The 19,085-nt window shown below is 61.9% G+C and carries 24 protein-coding genes and 1 tRNA gene; 10 read left to right on the forward strand and 15 right to left on the reverse strand.

The window, feature by feature from the left end:
- The first annotated feature begins 99 nt into the window (after nt 1-99).
- The 5 genes from HOP51_RS03025 to HOP51_RS03045 all read left to right on the forward strand — a co-directional run bounded on the left by HOP51_RS03025 (nt 100) and on the right by HOP51_RS03045 (nt 3,883).
- Nucleotides 100-1,035, forward strand: coding sequence for a histone deacetylase family protein (locus tag HOP51_RS03025; protein ID WP_234272462.1), 936 nt, complete (start codon nt 100-102; stop codon nt 1,033-1,035).
- Nucleotides 1,036-1,150: 115 nt separating this feature from the next.
- Nucleotides 1,151-1,783, forward strand: a complete 633-nt coding sequence (locus HOP51_RS03030) for a helix-turn-helix domain-containing protein (protein WP_234272463.1) — start codon at nt 1,151-1,153, stop codon at nt 1,781-1,783.
- Between the two features lie 60 nt (nt 1,784-1,843).
- Nucleotides 1,844-2,164: a DUF1244 domain-containing protein gene (locus HOP51_RS03035; RefSeq protein ID WP_234272464.1), complete on the forward strand. Its 321-nt coding sequence runs from the start codon at nt 1,844-1,846 to the stop codon at nt 2,162-2,164.
- Nucleotides 2,161-2,682, forward strand: coding sequence for a molybdenum cofactor biosynthesis protein B (moaB, locus tag HOP51_RS03040; RefSeq protein ID WP_234272465.1), 522 nt, complete (start codon nt 2,161-2,163; stop codon nt 2,680-2,682). The genes HOP51_RS03035 and moaB overlap by 4 nt, the downstream gene beginning before the upstream one ends.
- Nucleotides 2,675-3,883, forward strand: a complete 1,209-nt coding sequence (locus HOP51_RS03045; protein ID WP_234272466.1) for a molybdopterin molybdotransferase MoeA — start codon at nt 2,675-2,677, stop codon at nt 3,881-3,883. The genes moaB and HOP51_RS03045 overlap by 8 nt, the downstream gene beginning before the upstream one ends.
- Here HOP51_RS03045 and HOP51_RS03050 read toward each other — a convergent pair.
- From HOP51_RS03050 to HOP51_RS03080, 7 genes are all read right to left on the reverse strand, one after another.
- Nucleotides 3,870-4,460 carry an acyl carrier protein phosphodiesterase gene (locus HOP51_RS03050; RefSeq protein ID WP_234272467.1) on the reverse strand — a complete coding sequence of 197 codons (591 nt, stop codon included), beginning with the start codon at nt 4,458-4,460 and terminating at the stop codon, nt 3,870-3,872. The two genes, HOP51_RS03045 and HOP51_RS03050, sit on opposite strands and share 14 nt — an antisense overlap.
- An 11-nt stretch (nt 4,461-4,471) precedes the next feature.
- On the reverse strand, nt 4,472-4,825 hold the full coding sequence (locus HOP51_RS03055; RefSeq protein ID WP_234272468.1) for a TusE/DsrC/DsvC family sulfur relay protein: 354 nt from the start codon (nt 4,823-4,825) through the stop codon (nt 4,472-4,474).
- A complete protein-coding gene (gene tusB / locus HOP51_RS03060) occupies nt 4,825-5,115 on the reverse strand; it encodes a sulfurtransferase complex subunit TusB (RefSeq protein WP_234272469.1) in 291 nt (96 codons plus the stop codon). Before tusB ends, HOP51_RS03055 begins: the two co-directional genes overlap by 1 nt.
- 29 nt (nt 5,116-5,144) lie before the next feature.
- Nucleotides 5,145-5,522 (reverse strand): sulfurtransferase complex subunit TusC, encoded by a 378-nt coding sequence (tusC, locus tag HOP51_RS03065; protein ID WP_234272617.1) that lies wholly within the window; start codon nt 5,520-5,522, stop codon nt 5,145-5,147.
- Between the two features lie 9 nt (nt 5,523-5,531).
- Complete coding sequence (gene tusD / locus HOP51_RS03070; protein ID WP_234272470.1) at nt 5,532-5,924, reverse strand: sulfurtransferase complex subunit TusD; 393 nt, start codon at nt 5,922-5,924, stop codon at nt 5,532-5,534.
- Between the two features lie 71 nt (nt 5,925-5,995).
- Nucleotides 5,996-6,664: a Bax inhibitor-1/YccA family protein gene (locus tag HOP51_RS03075; protein ID WP_234272471.1), complete on the reverse strand. Its 669-nt coding sequence runs from the start codon at nt 6,662-6,664 to the stop codon at nt 5,996-5,998.
- A gap of 109 nt (nt 6,665-6,773) precedes the next feature.
- Nucleotides 6,774-7,217 carry an NUDIX hydrolase gene (locus HOP51_RS03080; RefSeq protein ID WP_234272472.1) on the reverse strand — a complete coding sequence of 148 codons (444 nt, stop codon included), beginning with the start codon at nt 7,215-7,217 and terminating at the stop codon, nt 6,774-6,776.
- 76 nt (nt 7,218-7,293) lie between these two features.
- Here HOP51_RS03080 and HOP51_RS03085 point away from each other — a divergent pair.
- Together HOP51_RS03085 and nhaD are read left to right on the forward strand one after the other, a co-directional pair.
- Nucleotides 7,294-7,383, forward strand: a tRNA-Ser gene (locus HOP51_RS03085).
- Between the two features lie 151 nt (nt 7,384-7,534).
- Complete coding sequence (gene nhaD, locus HOP51_RS03090) at nt 7,535-9,022, forward strand: sodium:proton antiporter NhaD (RefSeq protein ID WP_234272473.1); 1,488 nt, start codon at nt 7,535-7,537, stop codon at nt 9,020-9,022.
- A gap of 118 nt (nt 9,023-9,140) precedes the next feature.
- Here the strand turns inward: nhaD and HOP51_RS03095 are convergent, their stop codons facing one another.
- From HOP51_RS03095 to HOP51_RS03105, 4 genes are all read right to left on the reverse strand, one after another.
- Entirely contained in the window at nt 9,141-9,401 is a 261-nt protein-coding gene (locus tag HOP51_RS03095; RefSeq protein ID WP_234272474.1) for a hypothetical protein, read from the reverse strand.
- A gap of 110 nt (nt 9,402-9,511) precedes the next feature.
- Complete coding sequence (locus HOP51_RS21145; RefSeq protein WP_455423582.1) at nt 9,512-9,604, reverse strand: small membrane protein YohP; 93 nt, start codon at nt 9,602-9,604, stop codon at nt 9,512-9,514.
- Between the two features lie 26 nt (nt 9,605-9,630).
- Nucleotides 9,631-9,837, reverse strand: coding sequence for a DUF2795 domain-containing protein (locus HOP51_RS03100; RefSeq protein WP_234272475.1), 207 nt, complete (start codon nt 9,835-9,837; stop codon nt 9,631-9,633).
- An 83-nt stretch (nt 9,838-9,920) separates the two neighbouring features.
- On the reverse strand, nt 9,921-11,627 hold the full coding sequence (locus HOP51_RS03105; protein ID WP_234272476.1) for a potassium/proton antiporter: 1,707 nt from the start codon (nt 11,625-11,627) through the stop codon (nt 9,921-9,923).
- 285 nt (nt 11,628-11,912) lie between these two features.
- Between HOP51_RS03105 and HOP51_RS03110 the strand changes: the two genes are divergently transcribed.
- Nucleotides 11,913-13,190 carry an ABC transporter substrate-binding protein gene (locus HOP51_RS03110; protein ID WP_234272477.1) on the forward strand — a complete coding sequence of 426 codons (1,278 nt, stop codon included), beginning with the start codon at nt 11,913-11,915 and terminating at the stop codon, nt 13,188-13,190.
- Nucleotides 13,191-13,196: 6 nt separating this feature from the next.
- Here HOP51_RS03110 and HOP51_RS03115 read toward each other — a convergent pair whose 3' ends face one another.
- The 3 genes from HOP51_RS03115 to HOP51_RS03125 form a co-directional block, all read right to left on the reverse strand.
- A complete protein-coding gene (locus HOP51_RS03115; RefSeq protein WP_234272478.1) occupies nt 13,197-13,976 on the reverse strand; it encodes an alpha/beta fold hydrolase in 780 nt (259 codons plus the stop codon).
- 24 nt (nt 13,977-14,000) lie between these two features.
- Entirely contained in the window at nt 14,001-14,672 is a 672-nt protein-coding gene (locus HOP51_RS03120) for a 7-cyano-7-deazaguanine/7-aminomethyl-7-deazaguanine transporter (RefSeq protein WP_234272479.1), read from the reverse strand.
- 250 nt (nt 14,673-14,922) lie between these two features.
- Nucleotides 14,923-16,902: a propionyl-CoA synthetase gene (locus HOP51_RS03125; protein WP_267957584.1), complete on the reverse strand. Its 1,980-nt coding sequence runs from the start codon at nt 16,900-16,902 to the stop codon at nt 14,923-14,925.
- Between the two features lie 299 nt (nt 16,903-17,201).
- Between HOP51_RS03125 and HOP51_RS03130 the strand changes: the two genes are divergently transcribed.
- Complete coding sequence (locus HOP51_RS03130; RefSeq protein ID WP_234272481.1) at nt 17,202-17,522, forward strand: ArsR/SmtB family transcription factor; 321 nt, start codon at nt 17,202-17,204, stop codon at nt 17,520-17,522.
- A gap of 24 nt (nt 17,523-17,546) precedes the next feature.
- Here the strand turns inward: HOP51_RS03130 and sohB are convergent, their stop codons facing one another.
- On the reverse strand, nt 17,547-18,587 hold the full coding sequence (gene sohB / locus HOP51_RS03135) for a protease SohB (protein WP_234272482.1): 1,041 nt from the start codon (nt 18,585-18,587) through the stop codon (nt 17,547-17,549).
- Nucleotides 18,588-18,728: 141 nt separating this feature from the next.
- On the opposite strand from sohB, the gene HOP51_RS03140 reads away from it, so the two are divergent.
- Nucleotides 18,729-19,040, forward strand: a complete 312-nt coding sequence (locus HOP51_RS03140) for an SCP2 sterol-binding domain-containing protein (RefSeq protein WP_234272483.1) — start codon at nt 18,729-18,731, stop codon at nt 19,038-19,040.
- The last annotated feature ends 45 nt before the right edge of the window (nt 19,041-19,085 follow it).

Below are 19,085 nucleotides of genomic sequence, written 5' to 3' on the forward strand. Positions count from 1 at the left end.
CTCCAGAACGGAAATATGCTTCCTTGTGTACGACTTATTGACACTGTTGTGCAAGGGCTTGCGCGCATTAAGGTGACTTGAGTCACTCTGGAGTTCCATATGATCACGGCGTTCATCTCGCATCCCGATTGCGATCTTCACCATATGGGTCCGGAGCATCCCGAAAGCCCCCTGCGTCTGGAGGCCATTCGCGCCCGCCTGGCTCTCAGCGGCCTGCTGCAGCAGACCATGCAATCGGAAGCCCGCCCCGCCAGCGAAGAAGAACTCGCCCGGGTGCATCCGCTGCGCCATCTGCGTGCACTCGACAAGTGCGTTCCCGAGTCGGGCATCGTCAGCCTGGATGGCGACACCCTGATGAATCCGGATAGCCTGGACGCCGCCCGTATGGCGGCGGGCGCAGTCATTCGCGGTGTCGATCAGGTCTATCGCAGCCAGGCCGACAACGTGTTCTGTGCCGTGCGTCCCCCCGGCCACCATGCCGAGGCCACCGATGCCATGGGGTTCTGCTTCTACAACAACGTTGCCGTCGGTGCTGCTCATGCCCGGGTTCGTTACGGGGCGCGGCGCATTGCGATCCTCGACTTCGACGTGCACCAGTGCAACGGCACCATCGATATCTTCAAGGACGATCCGGACATCCTGATCTGTACCAGCTTCCAGTTTCCCTTCTACCCTTGGCGCTACCTGCGCAGCGAGTGGCAGAACGTGGTGAACACGCCGCTGGAAGCCGGTACCGATAGTGCCGCCTTCCGTCGGGCAATCGAGGACGACTGGCTGCCGGCATTGCACGCTTTCAAGCCTGAGCTGGTACTCGTCTCCGCCGGCTTCGATGCTCATCGCGAAGATCCTTTGGCCGAGCTGTGCCTGGAAGACGCGGACTACTACTGGATCACCCGGCTGGCCCTGGATATCGCAGCGCTGTATGCCGACAATCGCCTGGTATCGGTGCTTGAAGGCGGCTACGACCTGGATTCGTTGGGGCGCAGCGCCGAAGCGCACGTCAAGGCACTGCTCGGCCTGCCCTTCGAGGCTTGAATCAGGGACGGCAGGTGTCGGTTACACGCATTCTGAGGGCGCCTCCCGGCCGGTGCATTTGAGGGCTTCTGTGGTACGCTTTGCGGAAACTCTGTTTCCAATAGTGAACACGCCAATGCCCACCAATACCGATCAGCAGGCCGCCCTGCGCATCGCCTCGGGGCGCAAGCCGTTCGTCGAGCCGCTGCGCCTGGGTGAGCGGCTCAAGGAAATCCGCCTGGCCAATCAGTGGACGCTGGAAGACGTCAGTCAACGCACCGGGCTGGCCCGGTCCACGCTGTCAAAGATCGAGAACGATCAGATATCGCCCACGTTTACCGCCGTGCAGAAACTGATCAACGGCCTGGGCATCGACCTGCCGCAGTTGCTTACGCCGCCGAAGGTCCAGCCGCGCACCATGGGGCGCCGAGACCTGACGCGGCGTGGCGAAGGCCAGCTCCACCCTACCCCCACCTATGAGCACGAACTGCTCAGCTGTGAACTGGCCCAGAAGCGCATGATTCCGTTCAAGACCATCGTGCGGGCGCGCAGCTTTGATGAGTTCAGTGAATGGGTGCGCCACGATGGAGAAGAATTCCTGATGGTGCTGGAGGGCGAGATCCAGCTCTACACCGAATTCTACGAGCCGCTGCAGCTGTCACGTGGCGATAGCATCTATTTCGACAGCGACATGGGCCACGCGCTGGTCTCGGTCAGCGACGACGACGCCGTGGTGCTTTCGGTCTGCACCCGTGGCGACAACGCATGAGTCGATGCAGGCGAACGCCATTTTGTTATCCTGAGGCAACCTGAACCAGGAGCCAACGTCATGCAGCATCTCGACGACGCCACACGCACCCAGCTCGAGGCGGCCGCCTTCCGTCGCCTGCTCCAGCATCTGGATGCCAACAAGGACGTGCAGAACATCGACCTGATGATCCTCGCCGATTTCTGCCGCAACTGTCTTTCCAAGTGGCTGGTGGTCGCCGCCACCGAGCACGGCGCTGAACTCGACTACGAAGCGGCACGTGAATACGTCTACGGTATGCCGTACGCCGAGTGGAAGGAGAAATACCAGCAGGAGGCCACGCCGGAGCAGCAGGCTGCCTTCGAGGCCAGGCAGGCGCGCAGTCAGGAAGCGCAATCATGAGTGAGGCGATGATACCGCTGCGGATCGCGGTGCTGACTGTTTCCGATACGCGCGATTTCAATAGCGATCGCAGCGGCGCCCTGCTGGCCGAGCGCCTCGCCGGGGCCGGACATCAGCTGGCCGAACGTCGCATCGTCATCGACGACGTCTACCGCATTCGTGCGGTGGTATCCGAGTGGATCGCCGACCCCGAAGTCCAGGTGATCCTGACCACCGGCGGGACCGGTTTCACCGGCCGGGACTCCACGCCAGAAGCGGTGTCGGTATTGCTCGACAAGCGCATCGAAGGTTTTGGCGAGCAATTCCGCCAGCTCTCCTGGCAGGAGATCGGCAGCTCGACTATCCAGAGCCGCTGTCTCGGCGGCCTGGCCAATGCCACCGCGATCTTCTGCCTGCCGGGCTCGAGCGGCGCCTGCCGCACGGCCTGGGATGGGCTGCTTCTCGAACAGCTAGATAGCCGCCACAAGCCGTGCAACTTCGCCAACCTGGTCATCCCCGAACGAGGCCAGCATGTCTGAGCTGCAATCCGTCGAGGCGGCGCTTGCCGCCCTGTTGAAGGACGTCTCCCCCGTCGAGGCGGAAACCGTACCCTGCGAACAGGCCGGGCGCCGTGTGCTGGCCGATGAAGTCATCGCGCGTCTCGACGTGCCACCATTCGACAACAGCGCCATGGACGGTTATGCCCTGCACCATGAAGATGCCGGCAAGCGACTGCCCATCGCCCAGCGCGTCGCCGCGGGGTACGAGCCGCGGCCACTGGCGCGGGGTGCCTGCGCACGTATCTTCACCGGTGCGCCGCTGCCTCCCGGTGCCGACTGCGTGGTGATGCAGGAGAAAGTCGAAGTGACTGGCGACGCGGCGCTGATACCTCCCCAGGTTCCAGCGGACGCCAATGTGCGCCACCGCGGCAACGACGTGGCGGCCGGAAGCGTGCTGCTCGAACGCGGGCAGCGACTGCACGGCGCGGCCCTGGGCCACCTGGCGAGCCAAGGCATCGTCGAGGTGACGGTACGTCGACGGCCTCGCGTTGCCCTGCTCACCAGCGGTGACGAGATCGTCGAACCGGGCCAGCCGCTTCTCCCGGGCCAGATCTACAACAGCAACCGTCCCATGCTGAAGGAGCTACTGGAAAGCTTCGGCGCCGATGTGACGTTCGTCGCCTCCATGGCCGACGAGGCCGAGGGCACACGAGCCATGTTGGCGTTGGCTGCCGAGCAGGCCGATGTGGTAGTGGCCACCGGCGGGGTCAGCGTTGGCGAGGAGGACCATGTCAGAGCCGCCATCGAGGCGATCGGTCGGCTGGACCTGTGGCGTCTGGCGCTCAAGCCCGGCAAGCCGCTGGCGCTGGGCCGGCTCGATGCCAGCGACGGGCGCGAGGTGCGCTTCGTCGGTCTGCCCGGCAATCCGGTCTCCAGCTTCGTTGCCGCCTGGCTATTCCTGCGGCCGCTGATGGGCGCCCTGCTCGATTGTCCAGACCTTGCCAGCCTGCCCAGGCTCAGTGCACGCGCCGATTTTGCCACTCGCACCGGGCCACGACGGCATTACATGCGGGTCAGCCTGGACATGGGTGAGCAGGGCATCACGGCACATGCCTTCGCGGATCAGGGCTCGGGAGTGCTCACCACTTGCGTGAGAGCCGATGCGTTGGCAGTGATTCCGGGCGACTCACGCATCGAAGTGGGCGGCACAGTCGAGTGCCTGTGGCTCAGGGGCGATTGACTCCTTCGCCGTCGGGGGGCACTTCGAGCGCTACGACCACTGCCGCCCACAGCTGGCGGAAGTCGTGCTCCAGGGCGAGGTAATCCTCTTCCAGCCAGGGAACCAGCGCGGCCAGGCGATTTGGGCCGGACAAGCGCTGGCCAATCCCGCGCACCGCATCGCAGGTGAAGCCGAAATCGGCGTAGCGGTGCAGCCAGTCCTGGGCGACCAGGGCCGGAATCATCCGCTCCAGGCGCGCTGGCGCAGGTCGGTGACTCAGCACCCGATAGCTGCGCTGGACCAGGCGAGACGGCAGTCGATCCAGCGCGAGTTCCCGCGCCACGAAATGATCCCATATCAGATCGAGAGCGATCCCTGCGTAGCGCCGATACTCTTGGGGCGCACGTCTGCGTGCCGCGAGTGCCACCGGGTGCGTATCGACGAAGGCGTCGACTCGGCGATGATGACGGATACCGCTGGCCACCTCGGCAGGCCAGGCGGTGAGGTCGTTCCCCTTCACGCCGTCGGCGATCAGGTTGCCGTAGAGGAAGTCATCGCTTCCGCCGCGGGCAAGCCAGGCATGGGCCAGAAAATTCATTGCCTGGGCCGTCAGAGGCAGTTGGCGGGTTTCGGCAGCCCGGCAAGTCGTGCCGCCACCTTGGCGGGGCTGTCGGGAAAGAGCTTCATCAGATGCAGCGAGCGGCCCTTTTCCGGCCCCAGTGCCTGGCCCACCGCCTTGACCAGCGGTCGCATGGCCGGAGATGTTTCATAGCGTTCATAGAAGTGGCGTATCACCTCGAGCACCTCCCAGTGCTCCGCCGTCAGCTCGCGCCCCTCCTCGGCAGCTAGCGCTTCGGCCACGGCCGGGGTCCACTCCGACAGCTCGATGAGATAGCCTTCGGGGTCGAGGGCGACGTGGCCGTTGCCGGTCTCCAGGTAGCGTGCGATCTCGGAGGAAGCCATCAGAACCAGCTCACTGTCTTGCCGGCTTCTTCCGTCAGCGTAACGAAGCCATCCACGTCGACGACCTGCACGCTGGCATCGCACTGTCCCTCGAGACCGCGCGCGCTCAGATCCTCGCGCAGGGCGAACAGGCGACCTTCTATTGCCTGGAAGTGACGAACCTGGGCTGTCAGCGCCCCCAGAACGCCATCCTCGATCAGCAGCAGCCGATCCACAGCGCCCATGGCAGCGAGTGCGTCACGATAGACCAGGCTCGAACTGGGCGGTCGATTGAGAATATGCAGGATCATTTGCACCCTCTTGGCAGCGTGACGGCCAGTCAGAATGTCAGAACCAGCCGATGCCCGGCAATGAGTCGTGGGAGCGAAGCCGCATCGAGTGCGGCGGCGGGCAGAAGCAGGTCCTGCTCGCCGAGCCCGAAGCGCTCGAGCGCCTCTGGATCCAGATAGAGCGACTCGATATCGTACATGGCCAGCATGTCCAGCGTGGTCGCCGTACCCTTCTGGCCCAGTGGGCCGACACCTTGTCCCTTGGCCAATGCCAGTACCCCATCGCTTTGGAACAGCAGGCTTACCGATTGACCGAAAGCGGCAGCCACGAGTGCGGCATCAAGGCCTTCACGCAGCCAACTGCTGCCGTGTGGAGCATGACGGAGGATGACCAGCAGGTCACCGCTGAAATTGACGGTTGACGACATCATGGATCCTCAAGGAGCGAAGGTCACCAAGCGATCGACCTCCCGCCCCAGGTCGATCAACTGGCCGAGTCCCGTCAGCTCGAAGGGCGGCTCGACGCTGTGTCCCGATTTGCCGTGGCGCTCGGCTTCACGCGAATCGAGCAGAGCGCGGCGCAGTGCAGCGGCGATACAGACCTGCAACTGTGTGCCGTGCTCGTCGTGCAGGGAGCGCCAAGCGTCGTACAGGTGTGGCTCATCCTGCGGTGGTGCGGCGAGGCGTGCTGCGTTGTAAACACCATCATGATAGAAGAAAACACACTTCAGACGATGCCCCCTGGCGACCAACGCGGCAGCGAATCGCAGCGCGGAGTGGGATGCCTGGCTGCTATAGGGGGCGCCCTTGACGAGTAGACCGTAGCGCATGGACCTGCTTGCTCCTCAAACGCACAGGCCCCGCATCGGCGGGGCCTGGAGATTTGCTGACCGGTCCGCTGTCAGTCGTTGCTCATGATGCCGAGCAGCGACAGCAGGCTGACGAAGAGATTATAGATCGAAACGTACAGCGTGATGGTGGCCAGGATGTAGTTGGTCTCGCCGGCGCGATGCACGATTTCGCTGGTCTGATAGAGAATGGCGGCCGAGGCGAACAGCACGAAGCCGGCCGATACCATCAGCATCAGAGTGGGGATCTGGAAGATCAGTCCTGCCACCATGGCCAGGATCAGCACGATGGCGCCTGCCAGCAGGAAGTTGCCCAGGAAACTGAAGTCCTTCTTGGTGACCAGCGCCACGGCGGAAAGACCGATGAAGGTGAGCCCGGTCATGGCCAGGGCGTTCATGATCAGCGCGGCACCGTTGGGCAGGGCCAGGTAGGCGCTGAGGATCGGGCCGAGGGTGAAGCCCATGAAACCGGTGAAGGCGAAGGTGGCCAACAGGCCGGCAGCCGAGTTGGCTGTCTTGTGCACCAGGAACATCAAGCCGTATGCGCCGATGAAGAACACGAAGATGTTCATCCGCTCGACGCCCATGGCCATGGCGGCACCCGCTGTGACGGCGGAGAACAGCAATGTCATCGCCAGTAGTGCGTAGGTGTTGCGCAGCACCTTGTTGGCACTGACGGCCTGGGACGAGTGCTGGGCCACATGTGTGTCGTGATAGGCCATTGATCCAGAGCTCCCTGTGGTTGATCTTGATTGATCTCAGCAGTGGACCAAGGATGCCGTCGGTTGGTTCCAGACGCAAGTCCTTAGTTCTACATACATCAACGCATCTTCATCGTATTGCCTGGGGCTCGAGCAGGATAAGAGCGGTGCGCCGGGCGCTAGCGCACAGGTCCGGTTCCTCCCTCACCTGTCCCTCTTCCAGCCAGAGAATCTCGCTGGCGTCGTCTCCTGCCATGGCGTTGCCGCCTGTCCAGCGGCAGGTCACCACGACAATGACGTAGTGGCCCAGTAAGCGGCCTTTCTCGTCATGCTGAAGCTGATCGATGACGGTCAGTATCCGCTCTGGCTCGGCCATGAGTCCTGTCTCTTCGTATAGCTCGCGTCTGGCTGCCTCGAACAGGGTTTCGCCCGGCTCAAGATGGCCACCCGGCAATGCCAGCATGCCGGCATTGGGTGGATTCCGGCGCCGTATCGTCAACACCCTGTCCTGATGGACCAGTGCTGCAGCCACGGCAGCAATCGGCTTTACTTCATCTTCCTCATGAATCGACATGTTGTTTCCTTGGCAGCAGTTGGCGCATCCCCCTTGACCTTATGAGCGTAACTGGTAATATTCGCCCCCGTGAGCCGGAGGGATGGCAGAGCGGTTGAATGCACCGGTCTTGAAAACCGGCAAGGGTTAACGCCCTTCCAGGGTTCGAATCCCTGTCCCTCCGCCATTGCCTTTCTCAAGCCTCTGATAATTCAGGGGCTTTTTTCTTTTCAAGGCTAATAATTAGGCTTATTCTCTATATTGCAAAGCAATATAGAGTGATAAAATGGCGGCGGTCTTCCTAACCCTTCCTTTAGACATTCAAGTAGGACCCCACCATGCCCATTGGCTTTTGTCATTGCCCTAGGCTCCGGAGCCCCTTCCGGCGGCCAGGTCTCCTTCTGCTCGCTGTTCTTGCCCTACTCTTCTTCAGCCCGGCCGCGCTTGCCGTGACGGGTAGTCTGGAGATGACCAACTCGACCGTCGGCTTCATTGCCGTGGGTATCTTCGTTTTCGCCTATGCGCTGGTCATGGGCGAAGAGAAGCTGCACATGCGCAAGTCCAAGCCGGTGCTGGTCGCGGCTGGTCTGATCTGGTTCATGATCGGCTGGGTCTATGTGCAGGCCGGCATGCCCGACGAGGCCCAGCATGCCTTCCGCGAGACCCTGCTCGAGTTCACCGAGCTGATGCTGTTCCTGTTGGTGGCGATGACCTATATCAACGCCATGGACGAGCGGCGCGTGTTCGATACCCTGCGCTCCTGGATGATCCGCAAGGGATTCAGTTACAAACAGCTGTTCTGGCTGACTGGGATATTGGCGTTCGTGATCTCGCCCATCGCCGACAACCTGACCACCGCCATGCTGATGTGCGCGGTGGTAACCAAGGTGGCCGAGGGCGATAAGCGCTTCATCAACCTGTGCTGCATCAACATCGTGGTTGCCGCAAATGCCGGCGGCGCCTTCAGCCCCTTCGGCGACATCACCACCCTGATGGTATGGCAGGCCGGCATCGTGCAGTTCTACGAGTTCTTCTCGCTGCTGCTCCCCTCGGTGGTCAACTTCCTGATTCCCGCTGTCCTGATGAGCCTGTTCATCAACAATCGCAAGCCGGAGGGGGTTTATGAGGATGTCTGGCTGAAGCGTGGTGCGCGCCGGATCGTCGCCCTGTTCCTGCTCACCGTGGCAACAGCGGTGGCCGCTCATACGCTGCTCCATCTGCCGCCGGTGCTGGGCATGATGACAGGTCTTGGCTATCTGCAGTTCTTTGGCTACTACCTGCGCCGCAGCCTGCCCCGCTCGCTGGAGCGCAAGCGCATTCGCTATACGGCGCGCGGTGATGACCGCAAGCTGCGTCAGTTGGGTAGCGTAGTGCCGTTCGACGTATTCAACCGTGTGGCGCGCGCCGAGTGGGATACCTTGCTGTTTTTCTACGGCGTCGTGATGGCAGTCGGCGGCCTGGGTTTCCTGGGCTACCTCGGCCTGCTCTCCGAAGCGCTGTATACCGGCTGGGATGCCACTTGGGCCAACATCACCCTGGGCCTGGTTTCGGCAGTGGTCGACAATATCCCCGTGATGTTTGCCGTGCTGACCATGCAGCCCGAGATGTCCCACGGACATTGGCTGCTGATCACGCTGACTGCCGGTGTGGGCGGCAGCGTGCTGTCGATCGGCTCGGCGGCGGGCGTGGCGCTGATGGGTCAGGCACGCGGCAACTACACCTTCATGGGCCATCTGCGCTGGGCGCCGGTGATCGTGCTGGGTTACGCCGCCAGCGTCGCAACTCATATGTGGCTCAATGCCGGCAGCTTCAGCATCATGGGTTGATTCGGCGACATCGTTTCAAATCTTCATGGCGCCCGGCTTCGGCCGGGCGCAGCTTTTTTCAAGCTTTGCTTCTGCGCTTGGTTCTGCCTCAAGGCAACGGCCTCTCGCCGTGCCTTGGCTAGTTACCTAGCATGATGACGCTGGCCGGTGCGAAGAATGCGACGTAGCCCAAAACCAGGCCAATGGTTGCGCCCTGCCGGCTATGAATGAGCCCCAACAATGCGCCGATGAAGGCCAACGCCGTGGGTACGAGCATGCCTCCGAAAGCCAGGAACAAGTCATGGTTGGCATCGGGAGGCCAGCGCAAGATCATGAACAGGAACGTGCCGACCACCTGCCCTGCCAGCAGTACGAGCCACTGTTGAGGCGAGAACAACATCACAAACTCCCGTTGGAAGGGGGATTACCGTACTAGCCAAGTGAAACGGGGGATGCGATGTGGAAGCGGGCTGGAGAGCCGGGACGGCGCTTGCCGCCCGGCGAACGACGTCAAAAGATCAGCATCAGCAGACCGATGACCACGACCAAGCCAATGAGAAAGATGATTCCGACGGTACTTGCCAGGAACTTGAGCATGGGCATTTCCTCATTATTCGTTAACGGGAAATTCACTCTACTTCGCCAATGCCCTTGGTGACATCGGCCATGCTCTCATATTCCTGATCGGGCAGGTTGCGAACGATTGCCATGACCTCTGTTTCGGCACCATTGGCTTGAGCCTGGGCCACGAGGTCATCGCGGCGCGCGGGAAAATCCACCCCCTGAAGATGATACGTGATATTGGCCGGTGAACGGCCACCGAGTCCACGTGTCATGGCGAACCTCCGTCAAATCCTGTTGAGCGTGATGGTTTCAAGAGGAAGGTAGTTGGAGTGCGATCGAGCTGCAAGCGAGCCGGTCAATACAGGCGCAAGCCGACCCGGGTGACGCGATTGCCGTCCATTTCGCTGACGACCCAGTGGATGCCATGCCAATCGACATCGTCGCCCACCACGGGATGGCCGCCGACGCGCAGTGAGACGAACTCGGCCAGTGTCATCTCGCTTTCGCCCGGGCTGAGCGTCAAGCCGTAGACGCTGGCGATATCCTTCATCAAGGCATCGCCATCGAAGGTGAACGTGCCGAAGAAGGCGCGCTCGCGCTTGAGTTTGGCGTCGCCACTGAACAGCCGATTGAGGGCCGGCAGGTCGCCGCTGCGCCCGATGACGCATATGACGTCGCCCAGCTTCAGGCGTGTGCTGCCCTTGGGGTGAAGCATGGCGTGCTGGCGGAAAAGCGCCGAGATTACCGCGCCGGAAGGAAAGCGCAGCAGGCGGATGGGAACGCCGTCGAGGTCCTGGTTGTCCACCTTGTAGACGAACATCTCGTAGTCGTTTTCCGGCAGGATGCCAAGCGGGCCGCGATGATCGGGGGTGACGCCTACGGGGATCTCGACCTTCGTCCAGCGCGCCATCAGAGGCAAGGTGCCGCCCTGAATCAGCAGCGACAGCAGCACCACGGCAAAGGCGACGTTAAAATAGAGAGCGGCATTCTCCACGCCCCCGATTACCGGGAAGATGGCGAGTACGATGGGTACCGCACCGCGTAGACCCACCCAGGAGATGAAGCCGATCTCGCGCCATCGAAAGCGGAAGAAGGGTTTAACCGTGACCAGCACGGCCAGCGGCCGCGCGACGAAGATCAGGACCAGTGCCACGAGCGAGGCCGGCAGCGCATATTCGAACAGGCCCGACGGATTGACCAGCAGGCCCAGAATCAGGAACAGGCCTATCTGGCTCAGCCAGGCCAGGCCGTCGTGGACGGGAAGAATGAAGTTGAGATGCCGGCCCGGCTGGTTGCCGATCATGAGTCCCACCAGGTAGATCGCCAGGAAGCCGCTCCCGCCGAGAAAACCGGTTGCACCGAAGACGCAGAAGCCCAGCCCCAACGCCAACAGGGAGTAGAGCCCGGGGGCGAGATCGAGCCAGCGCAGCAGCTTGGCGCTCAACCAGCCGCCACCCAGGCCAATCAGCATGGCGAGGCCGAACTGCAGCATCATGAACAGTGCGGTCGAGCCCGGCCCGCGAATGTCCCCGACCAGGAGCTCGACCAGCAGCAGGGTCAGGAAGATGGCCATGGGGTCGTTGGTACCCGATTCGATCTCGAGGGTGGCACTGACACGTTCGTTGAGGTTCACGCCGCGGCCGCTCAGCATCGAGAACACGGCGGCGGCATCGGTGGAGCCGACGATGGCACCCACCAGCAGCCCCTGTACCAGGGTGAGATCGAAAACCCACGTCGCGAACAGGCCCACCAGGCCGCTGGTGACGAAAACCCCCAGCGTGGCCAGCGACAAGGCGGGCTTGAAACTGACGCGGAAGGTCTTCAGCCGGGTACGCAAGCCACCGTCGAGCAGGATCATGGCCAGTGCCAGGTGCCCGATGAGGAAAGCCAGCGAATAGTCATCGAACTGGATGCCCAGCAATCCCTCCTCGCCTGCCAGCATCCCAAGGCCCAGGAAGACCAACAGCAACGGCAACCCCACCATCGACGATATGCGGCTGGCTACGACGCTGAGGGCAATCAGAAACCCGGAGAGCAGGAAAAGGGTGTTGATGGTGTCCATGCATGACCTCGAGCTGGAATGGCTCCATTATGCCACGTGAGACCATGACCTAGGCACTGTACGAAAAGTGCCTGCGCTTGCCCATACGGCGTTAAAAATCGGCTTAAAGTACTCATTTACACCGCGTAAACTCCGTCTTTTCGCCGATTTTTGCCTTGCCTGGCCTACGCTCGACGACTTTTCGCACAAGGCCTGGCAGAAAATGCCTGCGCTAGCCACGCTTGGCATGACGGCGATAAACTCCGGGTTGTCGAAACTTACCCTCTCCGCTGGAGATCGCCATCCATGGCCAAGCCTTACTTGAGTTTCTCGGCCCGCGCCTTGGCTGGCAGGATCATGACGTTGGTGCTGGTGCTGGTGCTGGTGCTGCCGACGCCGCTTTTCGCCGAATCCCAGGCGGATCCAGAGTTGCTCCCCGCGCCTCCGCAGCAACCCGATACGATGATCGAACTGCCGGTGCTGCCGCATGGTACCGAGGCCTTCGCACCTGGCGAAGCCTCGCCGGTACGTGAAGTTCCGCCGGTCACGGAAACGCCGGGGATCTTCGAACGCCTGCTACCGAGTGAGCCGCCTTCCGTCGGGGCCGAGGAGCGAAGCGAGCCACTGGAGGTGCCAACGATGGTCAGCGAGCCTGCCGAGCCCATCGCACCACCCCCTACGACCCGGCTGACCGTAACCCTTGACTGGTATCTCAACCCCCAGCATGCCGCCCTGCTGGTGGCTCGTGAGAAAGGCATGTTTGCGCGCCGGGGTCTTGATGTGTCGCTGGTCGTGCCGGCAGATCCGAGCGTGACGACCAAGCTGTTGACTGCCGGGCGAACCGATTTGGCGGTGGGACGACAGCCTCAACTACACTTGTTGGCTGACAAGGGGGCGCCACTGATACGTGTGGCGACCTTGGTCGCGACTCCCGTTTCCGCCCTGGTGCTGCGCGATGAATTCGTGAATGAGAAGCGCGAACTCTCGCTCGAGGGGCTGCGTATCGGTGTGACTGACATTGATGGGCGCGATGCCCTGCTGGCTAGCATGCTCACGGAGTTGCTGGGCTTGGCCAATGGCCAGGAACTGGTAGAGCTGCACGACATCAGCTATTCAGTACTCGATGCCATGCGTGAGCAGCGTGTCGACGGAGTGTTAGCCCATCATCGTTATCTCTTGCCTCGCCAGTTGGCCGACGAGGGTGTAATGACACGTATGCTGCCTGTCGAGCAGCATGGACTGCCATCTCACGACGGCCTCATCCTGATGGCCAATCGTGACCAGCTCAACGGCAAGCGCGATGTCGTACGCCGGCTGGTGCTGGCGTTGGAAGAGGCTGCGCTATGGATCGTCAACCAACCCCACGAAGCCTGGGCACTGCTGCAGGCGGCGGAACCTGCGCTTGCCGATCAGGCCAGCGAGGAAGCCTGGGGCGATGTCTTTCCCCGCCTGTCGCTTCAGCCCGCCGCAGTGGACCACGGGCGCTATCTACATTTCGAGCAGTTTCTCTTCGAGGCAGGCGTCACCGAAGCCGTTACGCCACTGGAGCGGCTCGCCATCGATCTCGGCACGGCTGCTCCCTGATGCCTTTCAGGCCTGCGCAGCGAGGAAGTCGTTGACCGCAGATTGGAATGCTTCGGGCTGTTCGGCATGCAGCCAGTGGCCTGCCTCTTCCAGGGTCACCAGACGCGCTTGAGGGAGGGCTTCGCGCAAGCCCGGCAAGGCCGAGTCAGGCACATAGTGCGAGCGGCCGCCACGCAGTACCAGGGTCGGGCCCTCGAAAGCCCCCTTTCCCGCTGGTGCCTGCATGATGTCGGTATAGCCGGCCTCGATCTGATCGAGGCCAAGACGCAATGTCAGTCCGCCGTTTTCACCCCGCTCCAGGTTAGTGGCCAGGAACAAGCGGGTGGCGCGCTCCTCGACATGCTCGGCAAGTAGCTCATCGGCTTCCCGGCGATTCCCGGGCCTGCCGCGCTCCAGGTTCCTGAGCCCTGCGAAGACGGCATCGTGGCCATGTCCGTAGGCCTGGGGGGCGATATCCGCCACGATCAGCGAAGCGACACGCTCCGGCGCCAGGCGCGCCAGACTGATGACGACCTTGCCTCCCATGGAATGTCCGAGCAGATGCGCCCGGTCGATGTGCAGGCGATCCAGCAGCGCCAGGAGATCCTCGGCCATCTCGCGATAGCTCATGCCGTCGGCATGCGGTGAGCGTCCGTGGTTGCGCAGGTCAACCGCGACCACACGACGCAGCGCCTGCCACTGCTTGACGTGCGAGCGCCAATTGTCGGCGCTGCCCAGCAGACCATGCACCACCACTAGGGGAGTGCCTTCCCCACCGGTGTCCTGATAATTGAGTTCGACAGTCATCCTTCCTCCGTTGCTTAGTGGTGGTCAGAGGCGTTGGGGTGCGAGATCCCGCTGCCCGGTGAGTTCTACCAGCCTGCGACTTAGCCAGGCCAGCAACAGGCCGTAGAGCGGCAGGAAGAACAGCAGGCTGATGGCGAGCTTGATCACGTAGTCCACGGCGGCGATCTCGACCCAGTGTGCCGCCATGAAAGGATCGGGGCTGCGATAGAACGCCATGGCGAAGAACGCTGCGGTATCGGCAAGGTTGCCCAGCACGGTGGAGACCGCCGGTGCAATCCACCAGGCCCGTAGGCTGCGCAGGCGGTCGAAGACCTGAACGTCGAGCAGTTGACCCAATACGTAGGCCATGAAGCTCGCCAGAGCGATACGGGCCACGAACAGGTTCCATTCGCCCAGTGCCTCGAAACCGGCAAAGCTCCCGCGTGGGAAAACCACCGAGACGACATACGAGATGAGCAGCGCAGGGAGCATTACCCGCATGATGATCGCGCGTGCCGGCTCCTTGCCAAATAGCCGCACCGTAAGGTCGGTGGCGAGAAAGATGAAGGGAAAGCTGAACGCTCCCCAGGTGGTATGGAACCCGAACAGGGTGAAAGGCAACTGGACGAGGTAGTTGCTGGCCGCAATCACGAGGATGTGGAACGACACCAGCAGCAACAGGCAGCGGCGCTGCTGCGCTTCCGACAGGACGAACATGTGTGAATCCTTTTTGACGGCCCCGATGTGGCCACGATGGTTGACGAGGGGTGAGGGAACCCTCGCCGACAGCCGATGCGATCGGTTGCCGGAATGAGGCGGGGATTATACGTGGGGCCAACGGCTTGGGCCAACCTTCATGGCACCCGGCAAGCACACATCGCGATGAAGAGAAGAACGCCCGGGCCGGACAGCGTGCCTTGCGCCGCCCCAGCAGGCGGCGCAGGCATGCGTGCGGAAGCCGTTCACGTCAGACTTGGCGGGCCTCGTGGGCGGAGCCGATGTCGCGCTCCTTCATGGCTTCGTGTACGTCTTGCAGGCTGGCTGGATCGTCGATGGTAGATGGCACGCCATACTCCTTGCCGTCGGCGATGTTGCGCAGCAGTTTGCGCAGGATCTTGCCGGAGCGTGTCTTGGGCAGTCGGTTGACCACCAGTACCTCCTTGAAGCAGGCGACGGGGCCGATCTTCTCTCTCACCAGAGCGATCAGTTCGTTCTCGAGAGTGAGTTCGTCGCCCTCGAAGCCATCCTTGGGGATGACCAAGCCAACCGGCACCTGCCCCTTGAGGGCATCGTGAATGCCGATCACGGCGCATTCGGCAATGGCCTTGTGGGCTCCGACCACCTCTTCCATCTCACCGGTAGAAAGGCGGTGGCCTGCCACGTTGATGACGTCATCGGTGCGTCCCATGATGAAGAGGTAGCCCTCCTCATCGAAGTAACCGCCATCACCGGTCAGGTAGTAGCCGGGGAAGGCTGCCATATAGGCACTCCTGAAGCGCTGCGGATCGCCCCATACCCCCACCAGACAACCTGGGGGCATGGGCTGCTTGATTACCACGCTGCCCTGCTCCATCGGCCTCGCGCGTTCGCCTTCTCGATCGAGGATCTGAACGTTGAAGCCCGGCACGGGCACGGTGGCGCTGCCGGCCTTGGTCGGCATTGGTTCGAGCCCCTGCAGGTTGGCGGCGATCGGCCAGCCGGTCTCGGTCTGCCACCAGTGGTCGATCACCGGTACCTCAAGGAGGTCGTCGAGCCAATGGAAGGTCGGAGGATCGAGCCGCTCGCCGGCGAGGTAAAGCGCCTTCAGGCAGGAGATGTCGTACTGCTGCAACAGCTTGCCGTCGGGATCCTCCTTCTTGATCGCGCGAAAGGCCGTCGGCGCAGTGAAGAAGCTCTTGACCCGGTACTGGCTGATCAGCCGCCAGAAGGCACCCGCGTCCGGTGTCTTCACCGGCTTGCCCTCATATATCACGCTGGTGCAGCCTCGCAGCAAGGGGGCATAGACGATATAGGAATGCCCCACCACCCAGCCAACGTCCGAGGCCGAGAAGAACACGTCGCCAGGCGCAACGTCGTAGATGGCTTCCATGGAATAGTGCAAGGCCACCGCATAGCCCGCGGTGTCACGAACCACTCCCTTGGGTTTGCCGGTCGTACCCGAAGTATACAACACGTAAAGGGGATCGCTGCCCTTGACCCGTACACAATCGGCCGGTGCGGCGTCCTTCATCAGTTCCGACCAGTCGTGATCGCGCGCACCCAGTAGCGCACGCTGCTGGTCGCGCTGCAGGAAGACGCAAGCGTCGGGCTTGTGCTCGCTCTGCTCGATCGCTGCGTCGATGTTCGGCTTGTAGGGGATCACCCGGTCGACTTCGATACCGCAGGAGGCGGCTACCACCACCTTGGGCCGGGCATCGTCGATTCGCACGGCCAGTTCATGTGGGGCGAAGCCGCCGAACACTACGGAGTGAACCGCCCCCAGCCGCGCACAGGCATACATGGCCACCAGCGCCTCAGGCACCATGGGCATGTAGATGACGACTCGATCACCCTTCCCCACGCCAAACCTCTGCAGAGCCCCGGCGAACAAGGCCACTTCATCGCGCATCTGGCGATAGGTCAGGGTGCGCTTGTCGCCGGTGACCGGTGAGTCCCAGTAAATGGCCGGCTGGTCGCCCCGCCCCTGCTCCACATGATGATCGAGGGCTGCATGACAAATGTTCGTTTCGCCATCGGTGTACCAACGTGCGTGTCCGTGCTCATCGTATTCGAGAATACGCTTGGGCGGTGTGAACCACGGGATTCGGCGTGCCTGATCGGCCCAGAAAGCTTCCGGCTGATCAATGGAGCGTTGGAATTCGGCTTTATAGGTTGTCATGTGATGCAGTCCGCAGCGAACAAACTTGATTGTTGACACTCTAGAGTCTTTTTTTGAAATTTCCTTCATACCATCGGCTAATTTGGCGATCTTGAAGAAAAAATGCGTTATATCAAGCTTTAATTGTCAACAACATGGGTAGGTGATGGTGGCGAGAAAACCCGTTAAGTTGATTCTTCGTTTGACAGCCGTGCTCTTACTATCAATGATGACTAAATCAGCAATGCCATGACTCAATTTGGACACTGCCGAACTCCATCGTCTGCGACGTGGGTTCACGTTTTCCTGTCGCAGGCCGAGGTAGCCGCCTGACGCCGCAAGCCCAGAGCCTGGACATTGTGCTCGGGCAGCAACACGGGGAGATCATCATGAGCACCTCGCATAACGCCGCATCCCGCTTGCTTCAAGCCGGCCACCCGGCCATTGATGAAGCCACTGCCTTGCTGAAGGCGCTGGCAAACGACAATCGACTGCGTATTCTCTGCTTGCTCGATGGCTCCGAACTGTCGGTGACCGAACTCAACCAGCGGCTGGCCCTGAGCCAATCGGCGCTGTCGCAACACTTGGCGATTCTGAGACGGGAGGGCCTGGTCTCGACACGCCGCGCTTCGCAAACCATTTACTATTCCCTCCAAGGGGAACAGGCGCGCCAGATGATCGACACGCTGGTGCGGTTGCAGGACGCGTGACAGGCCCCGGTGGGAAGTGCGGGCTCAGCGTTTTTCCCATCGGCTCGCATCGAGTCGTTCCAGCAATCGCTCGGCACCACCTTCGATGGATTCTCTGACTGCCACGCCTAGCCGTTTCCCGATCGGCTGGCGCGCCTCGAGACGCACGCTAACGACTCGCGCCTCGTTCATGCGTGCCACCAGATAGGCTTCGCTGGTGCCGAGGGCATCCACCAGCCCTCTATCGAGCGCATCGTGTCCATACCACACCTCCCCTGTTGCGACCGCTTCGATATCGAGTCCTGGGCGGCGCTGGGCTACGTGGCGCTTGAATAGCTCGTGAATGTGCTCGAGATCCGACTGGAATTTTTCACGTCCCTCCTCGGTGTTTTCGCCGAATACGGTCAGGGTCCGCTTGTACTCCCCTGCCGTGAGCAGTTCGACATCGATATCGTGGCGCTTGAGCAAGCGGTGCACGTTGGGCAGTTGGGCGACGACACCGATGGAGCCGAGAACGGCGAATGGTGCGGCTCGCAGATGGTCAGCGGCGCACGCCATCAGGTAGCCACCGCTGGCAGCGACCTTGTCCACGCATACCGTAGTGGTGAGACCCGCTTCGCGCAGTCGATCGACCTGCGCCGCACCAAGGCCGTAGGCGTGTACCAGACCGCCGGCTGACTCCAAGCGAATCACGACTTCGTCGCCCTCCGCCGCTGCCGCCGTCACGGCTGAGATCTCTTCGGCGAGCCGCCCTACCCCCGCGGCCTTGAGATCGCCATGGAAGTCCAGTACCCATACCGTGCCGCGAGATTCGTTTTCCTGCTTGCGGCCGGCACGGGAGCGGCTCTTGTCGTCACGCCGAAAGGCCTTGGCGAGACGCTTGCGTGCACTCGGCTCGCTGGCCGCCAAGGCCAGGCGACGGCGGCGGTACTCGAGGCGGCCGTTCAATTCCTCGACCCTGAGCCGAACTCGCTCCCCTGCCTCGTTCCTGACCTTGGCGATCACCAACACTACCGCCATGATCAGTAGCGTCAGGATCGACATCTGTACGACGAAACGCCCTATGTCCAACAGCCATTCATTCACGTCACCACTCCTTTTGTCGTCGGTTGCCTCATCCTGCCCCCGGGCGGTGTCGCTGACAACGGGGTTGATTGAAACGATCGTTTGAAATATTCTGGTGAACAGCTCCCAAGCTCTCCGAACATCAACGAAGGAAAGGCCCCCATGTCCACCTCGACCTTAGACAAACTGCAAGAGCGCTTCGACCCCCAGGCTGCCCAGGGCATGGACGACATCTTCCAGTTTCACTTCAGCGATAACGGCAGTCACTATCTGGTGGTGAAGGATGGCTCCCTGTCGATCGAGGAAGGCGAGCATGACGATCCATCCGTATCGCTCTCGATGAGCACCGATACGCTGAAGGGCATCATGACCGGCGAGGTCAATGGCATGACGGCCTTCATGACTGGCAAGCTGAAGGCCACTGGCAATGTGATGCTGGCCACCAAGCTGACGAGCCTGTTCCCGAATCGCTGAGCGACAGTCTCTCCAAATGAGACGGGCCGCCCAAGGGGCGGCCCG

This window comes from Billgrantia zhangzhouensis (assembly GCF_021404465.1).
GTDB classification, from domain to species: domain Bacteria; phylum Pseudomonadota; class Gammaproteobacteria; order Pseudomonadales; family Halomonadaceae; genus Halomonas; species Halomonas zhangzhouensis.

Bases quoted from the DNA above. Each gene is read 5' to 3' on its own strand.
- HOP51_RS03025 (WP_234272462.1), top strand. From the start codon at position 100: ATGATCACGGCGTTCATCTCGCATCCCGATTGCGATCTTCACCATATG.
- HOP51_RS03030 (WP_234272463.1), top strand. From the start codon at position 1,151: ATGCCCACCAATACCGATCAGCAGGCCGCCCTGCGCATCGCCTCGGGG.
- HOP51_RS03035 (WP_234272464.1), top strand. From the start codon at position 1,844: ATGCAGCATCTCGACGACGCCACACGCACCCAGCTCGAGGCGGCCGCC.
- moaB (WP_234272465.1), top strand. From the start codon at position 2,161: ATGAGTGAGGCGATGATACCGCTGCGGATCGCGGTGCTGACTGTTTCC.
- HOP51_RS03045 (WP_234272466.1), top strand. From the start codon at position 2,675: ATGTCTGAGCTGCAATCCGTCGAGGCGGCGCTTGCCGCCCTGTTGAAG.
- HOP51_RS03050 (WP_234272467.1), bottom strand. From the start codon at position 4,460: ATGAATTTTCTGGCCCATGCCTGGCTTGCCCGCGGCGGAAGCGATGAC.
- HOP51_RS03055 (WP_234272468.1), bottom strand. From the start codon at position 4,825: ATGGCTTCCTCCGAGATCGCACGCTACCTGGAGACCGGCAACGGCCAC.
- tusB (WP_234272469.1), bottom strand. From the start codon at position 5,115: ATGATCCTGCATATTCTCAATCGACCGCCCAGTTCGAGCCTGGTCTAT.
- tusC (WP_234272617.1), bottom strand. From the start codon at position 5,522: ATGTCGTCAACCGTCAATTTCAGCGGTGACCTGCTGGTCATCCTCCGT.
- tusD (WP_234272470.1), bottom strand. From the start codon at position 5,924: ATGCGCTACGGTCTACTCGTCAAGGGCGCCCCCTATAGCAGCCAGGCA.
- HOP51_RS03075 (WP_234272471.1), bottom strand. From the start codon at position 6,664: ATGGCCTATCACGACACACATGTGGCCCAGCACTCGTCCCAGGCCGTC.
- HOP51_RS03080 (WP_234272472.1), bottom strand. From the start codon at position 7,217: ATGTCGATTCATGAGGAAGATGAAGTAAAGCCGATTGCTGCCGTGGCT.
- nhaD (WP_234272473.1), top strand. From the start codon at position 7,535: ATGCCCATTGGCTTTTGTCATTGCCCTAGGCTCCGGAGCCCCTTCCGG.
- HOP51_RS03095 (WP_234272474.1), bottom strand. From the start codon at position 9,401: ATGTTGTTCTCGCCTCAACAGTGGCTCGTACTGCTGGCAGGGCAGGTG.
- HOP51_RS21145 (WP_455423582.1), bottom strand. From the start codon at position 9,604: ATGCCCATGCTCAAGTTCCTGGCAAGTACCGTCGGAATCATCTTTCTC.
- HOP51_RS03100 (WP_234272475.1), bottom strand. From the start codon at position 9,837: ATGACACGTGGACTCGGTGGCCGTTCACCGGCCAATATCACGTATCAT.
- HOP51_RS03105 (WP_234272476.1), bottom strand. From the start codon at position 11,627: ATGGACACCATCAACACCCTTTTCCTGCTCTCCGGGTTTCTGATTGCC.
- HOP51_RS03110 (WP_234272477.1), top strand. From the start codon at position 11,913: ATGGCCAAGCCTTACTTGAGTTTCTCGGCCCGCGCCTTGGCTGGCAGG.
- HOP51_RS03115 (WP_234272478.1), bottom strand. From the start codon at position 13,976: ATGACTGTCGAACTCAATTATCAGGACACCGGTGGGGAAGGCACTCCC.
- HOP51_RS03120 (WP_234272479.1), bottom strand. From the start codon at position 14,672: ATGTTCGTCCTGTCGGAAGCGCAGCAGCGCCGCTGCCTGTTGCTGCTG.
- HOP51_RS03125 (WP_267957584.1), bottom strand. From the start codon at position 16,902: ATGAAGGAAATTTCAAAAAAAGACTCTAGAGTGTCAACAATCAAGTTT.
- HOP51_RS03130 (WP_234272481.1), top strand. From the start codon at position 17,202: ATGAGCACCTCGCATAACGCCGCATCCCGCTTGCTTCAAGCCGGCCAC.
- HOP51_RS03140 (WP_234272483.1), top strand. From the start codon at position 18,729: ATGTCCACCTCGACCTTAGACAAACTGCAAGAGCGCTTCGACCCCCAG.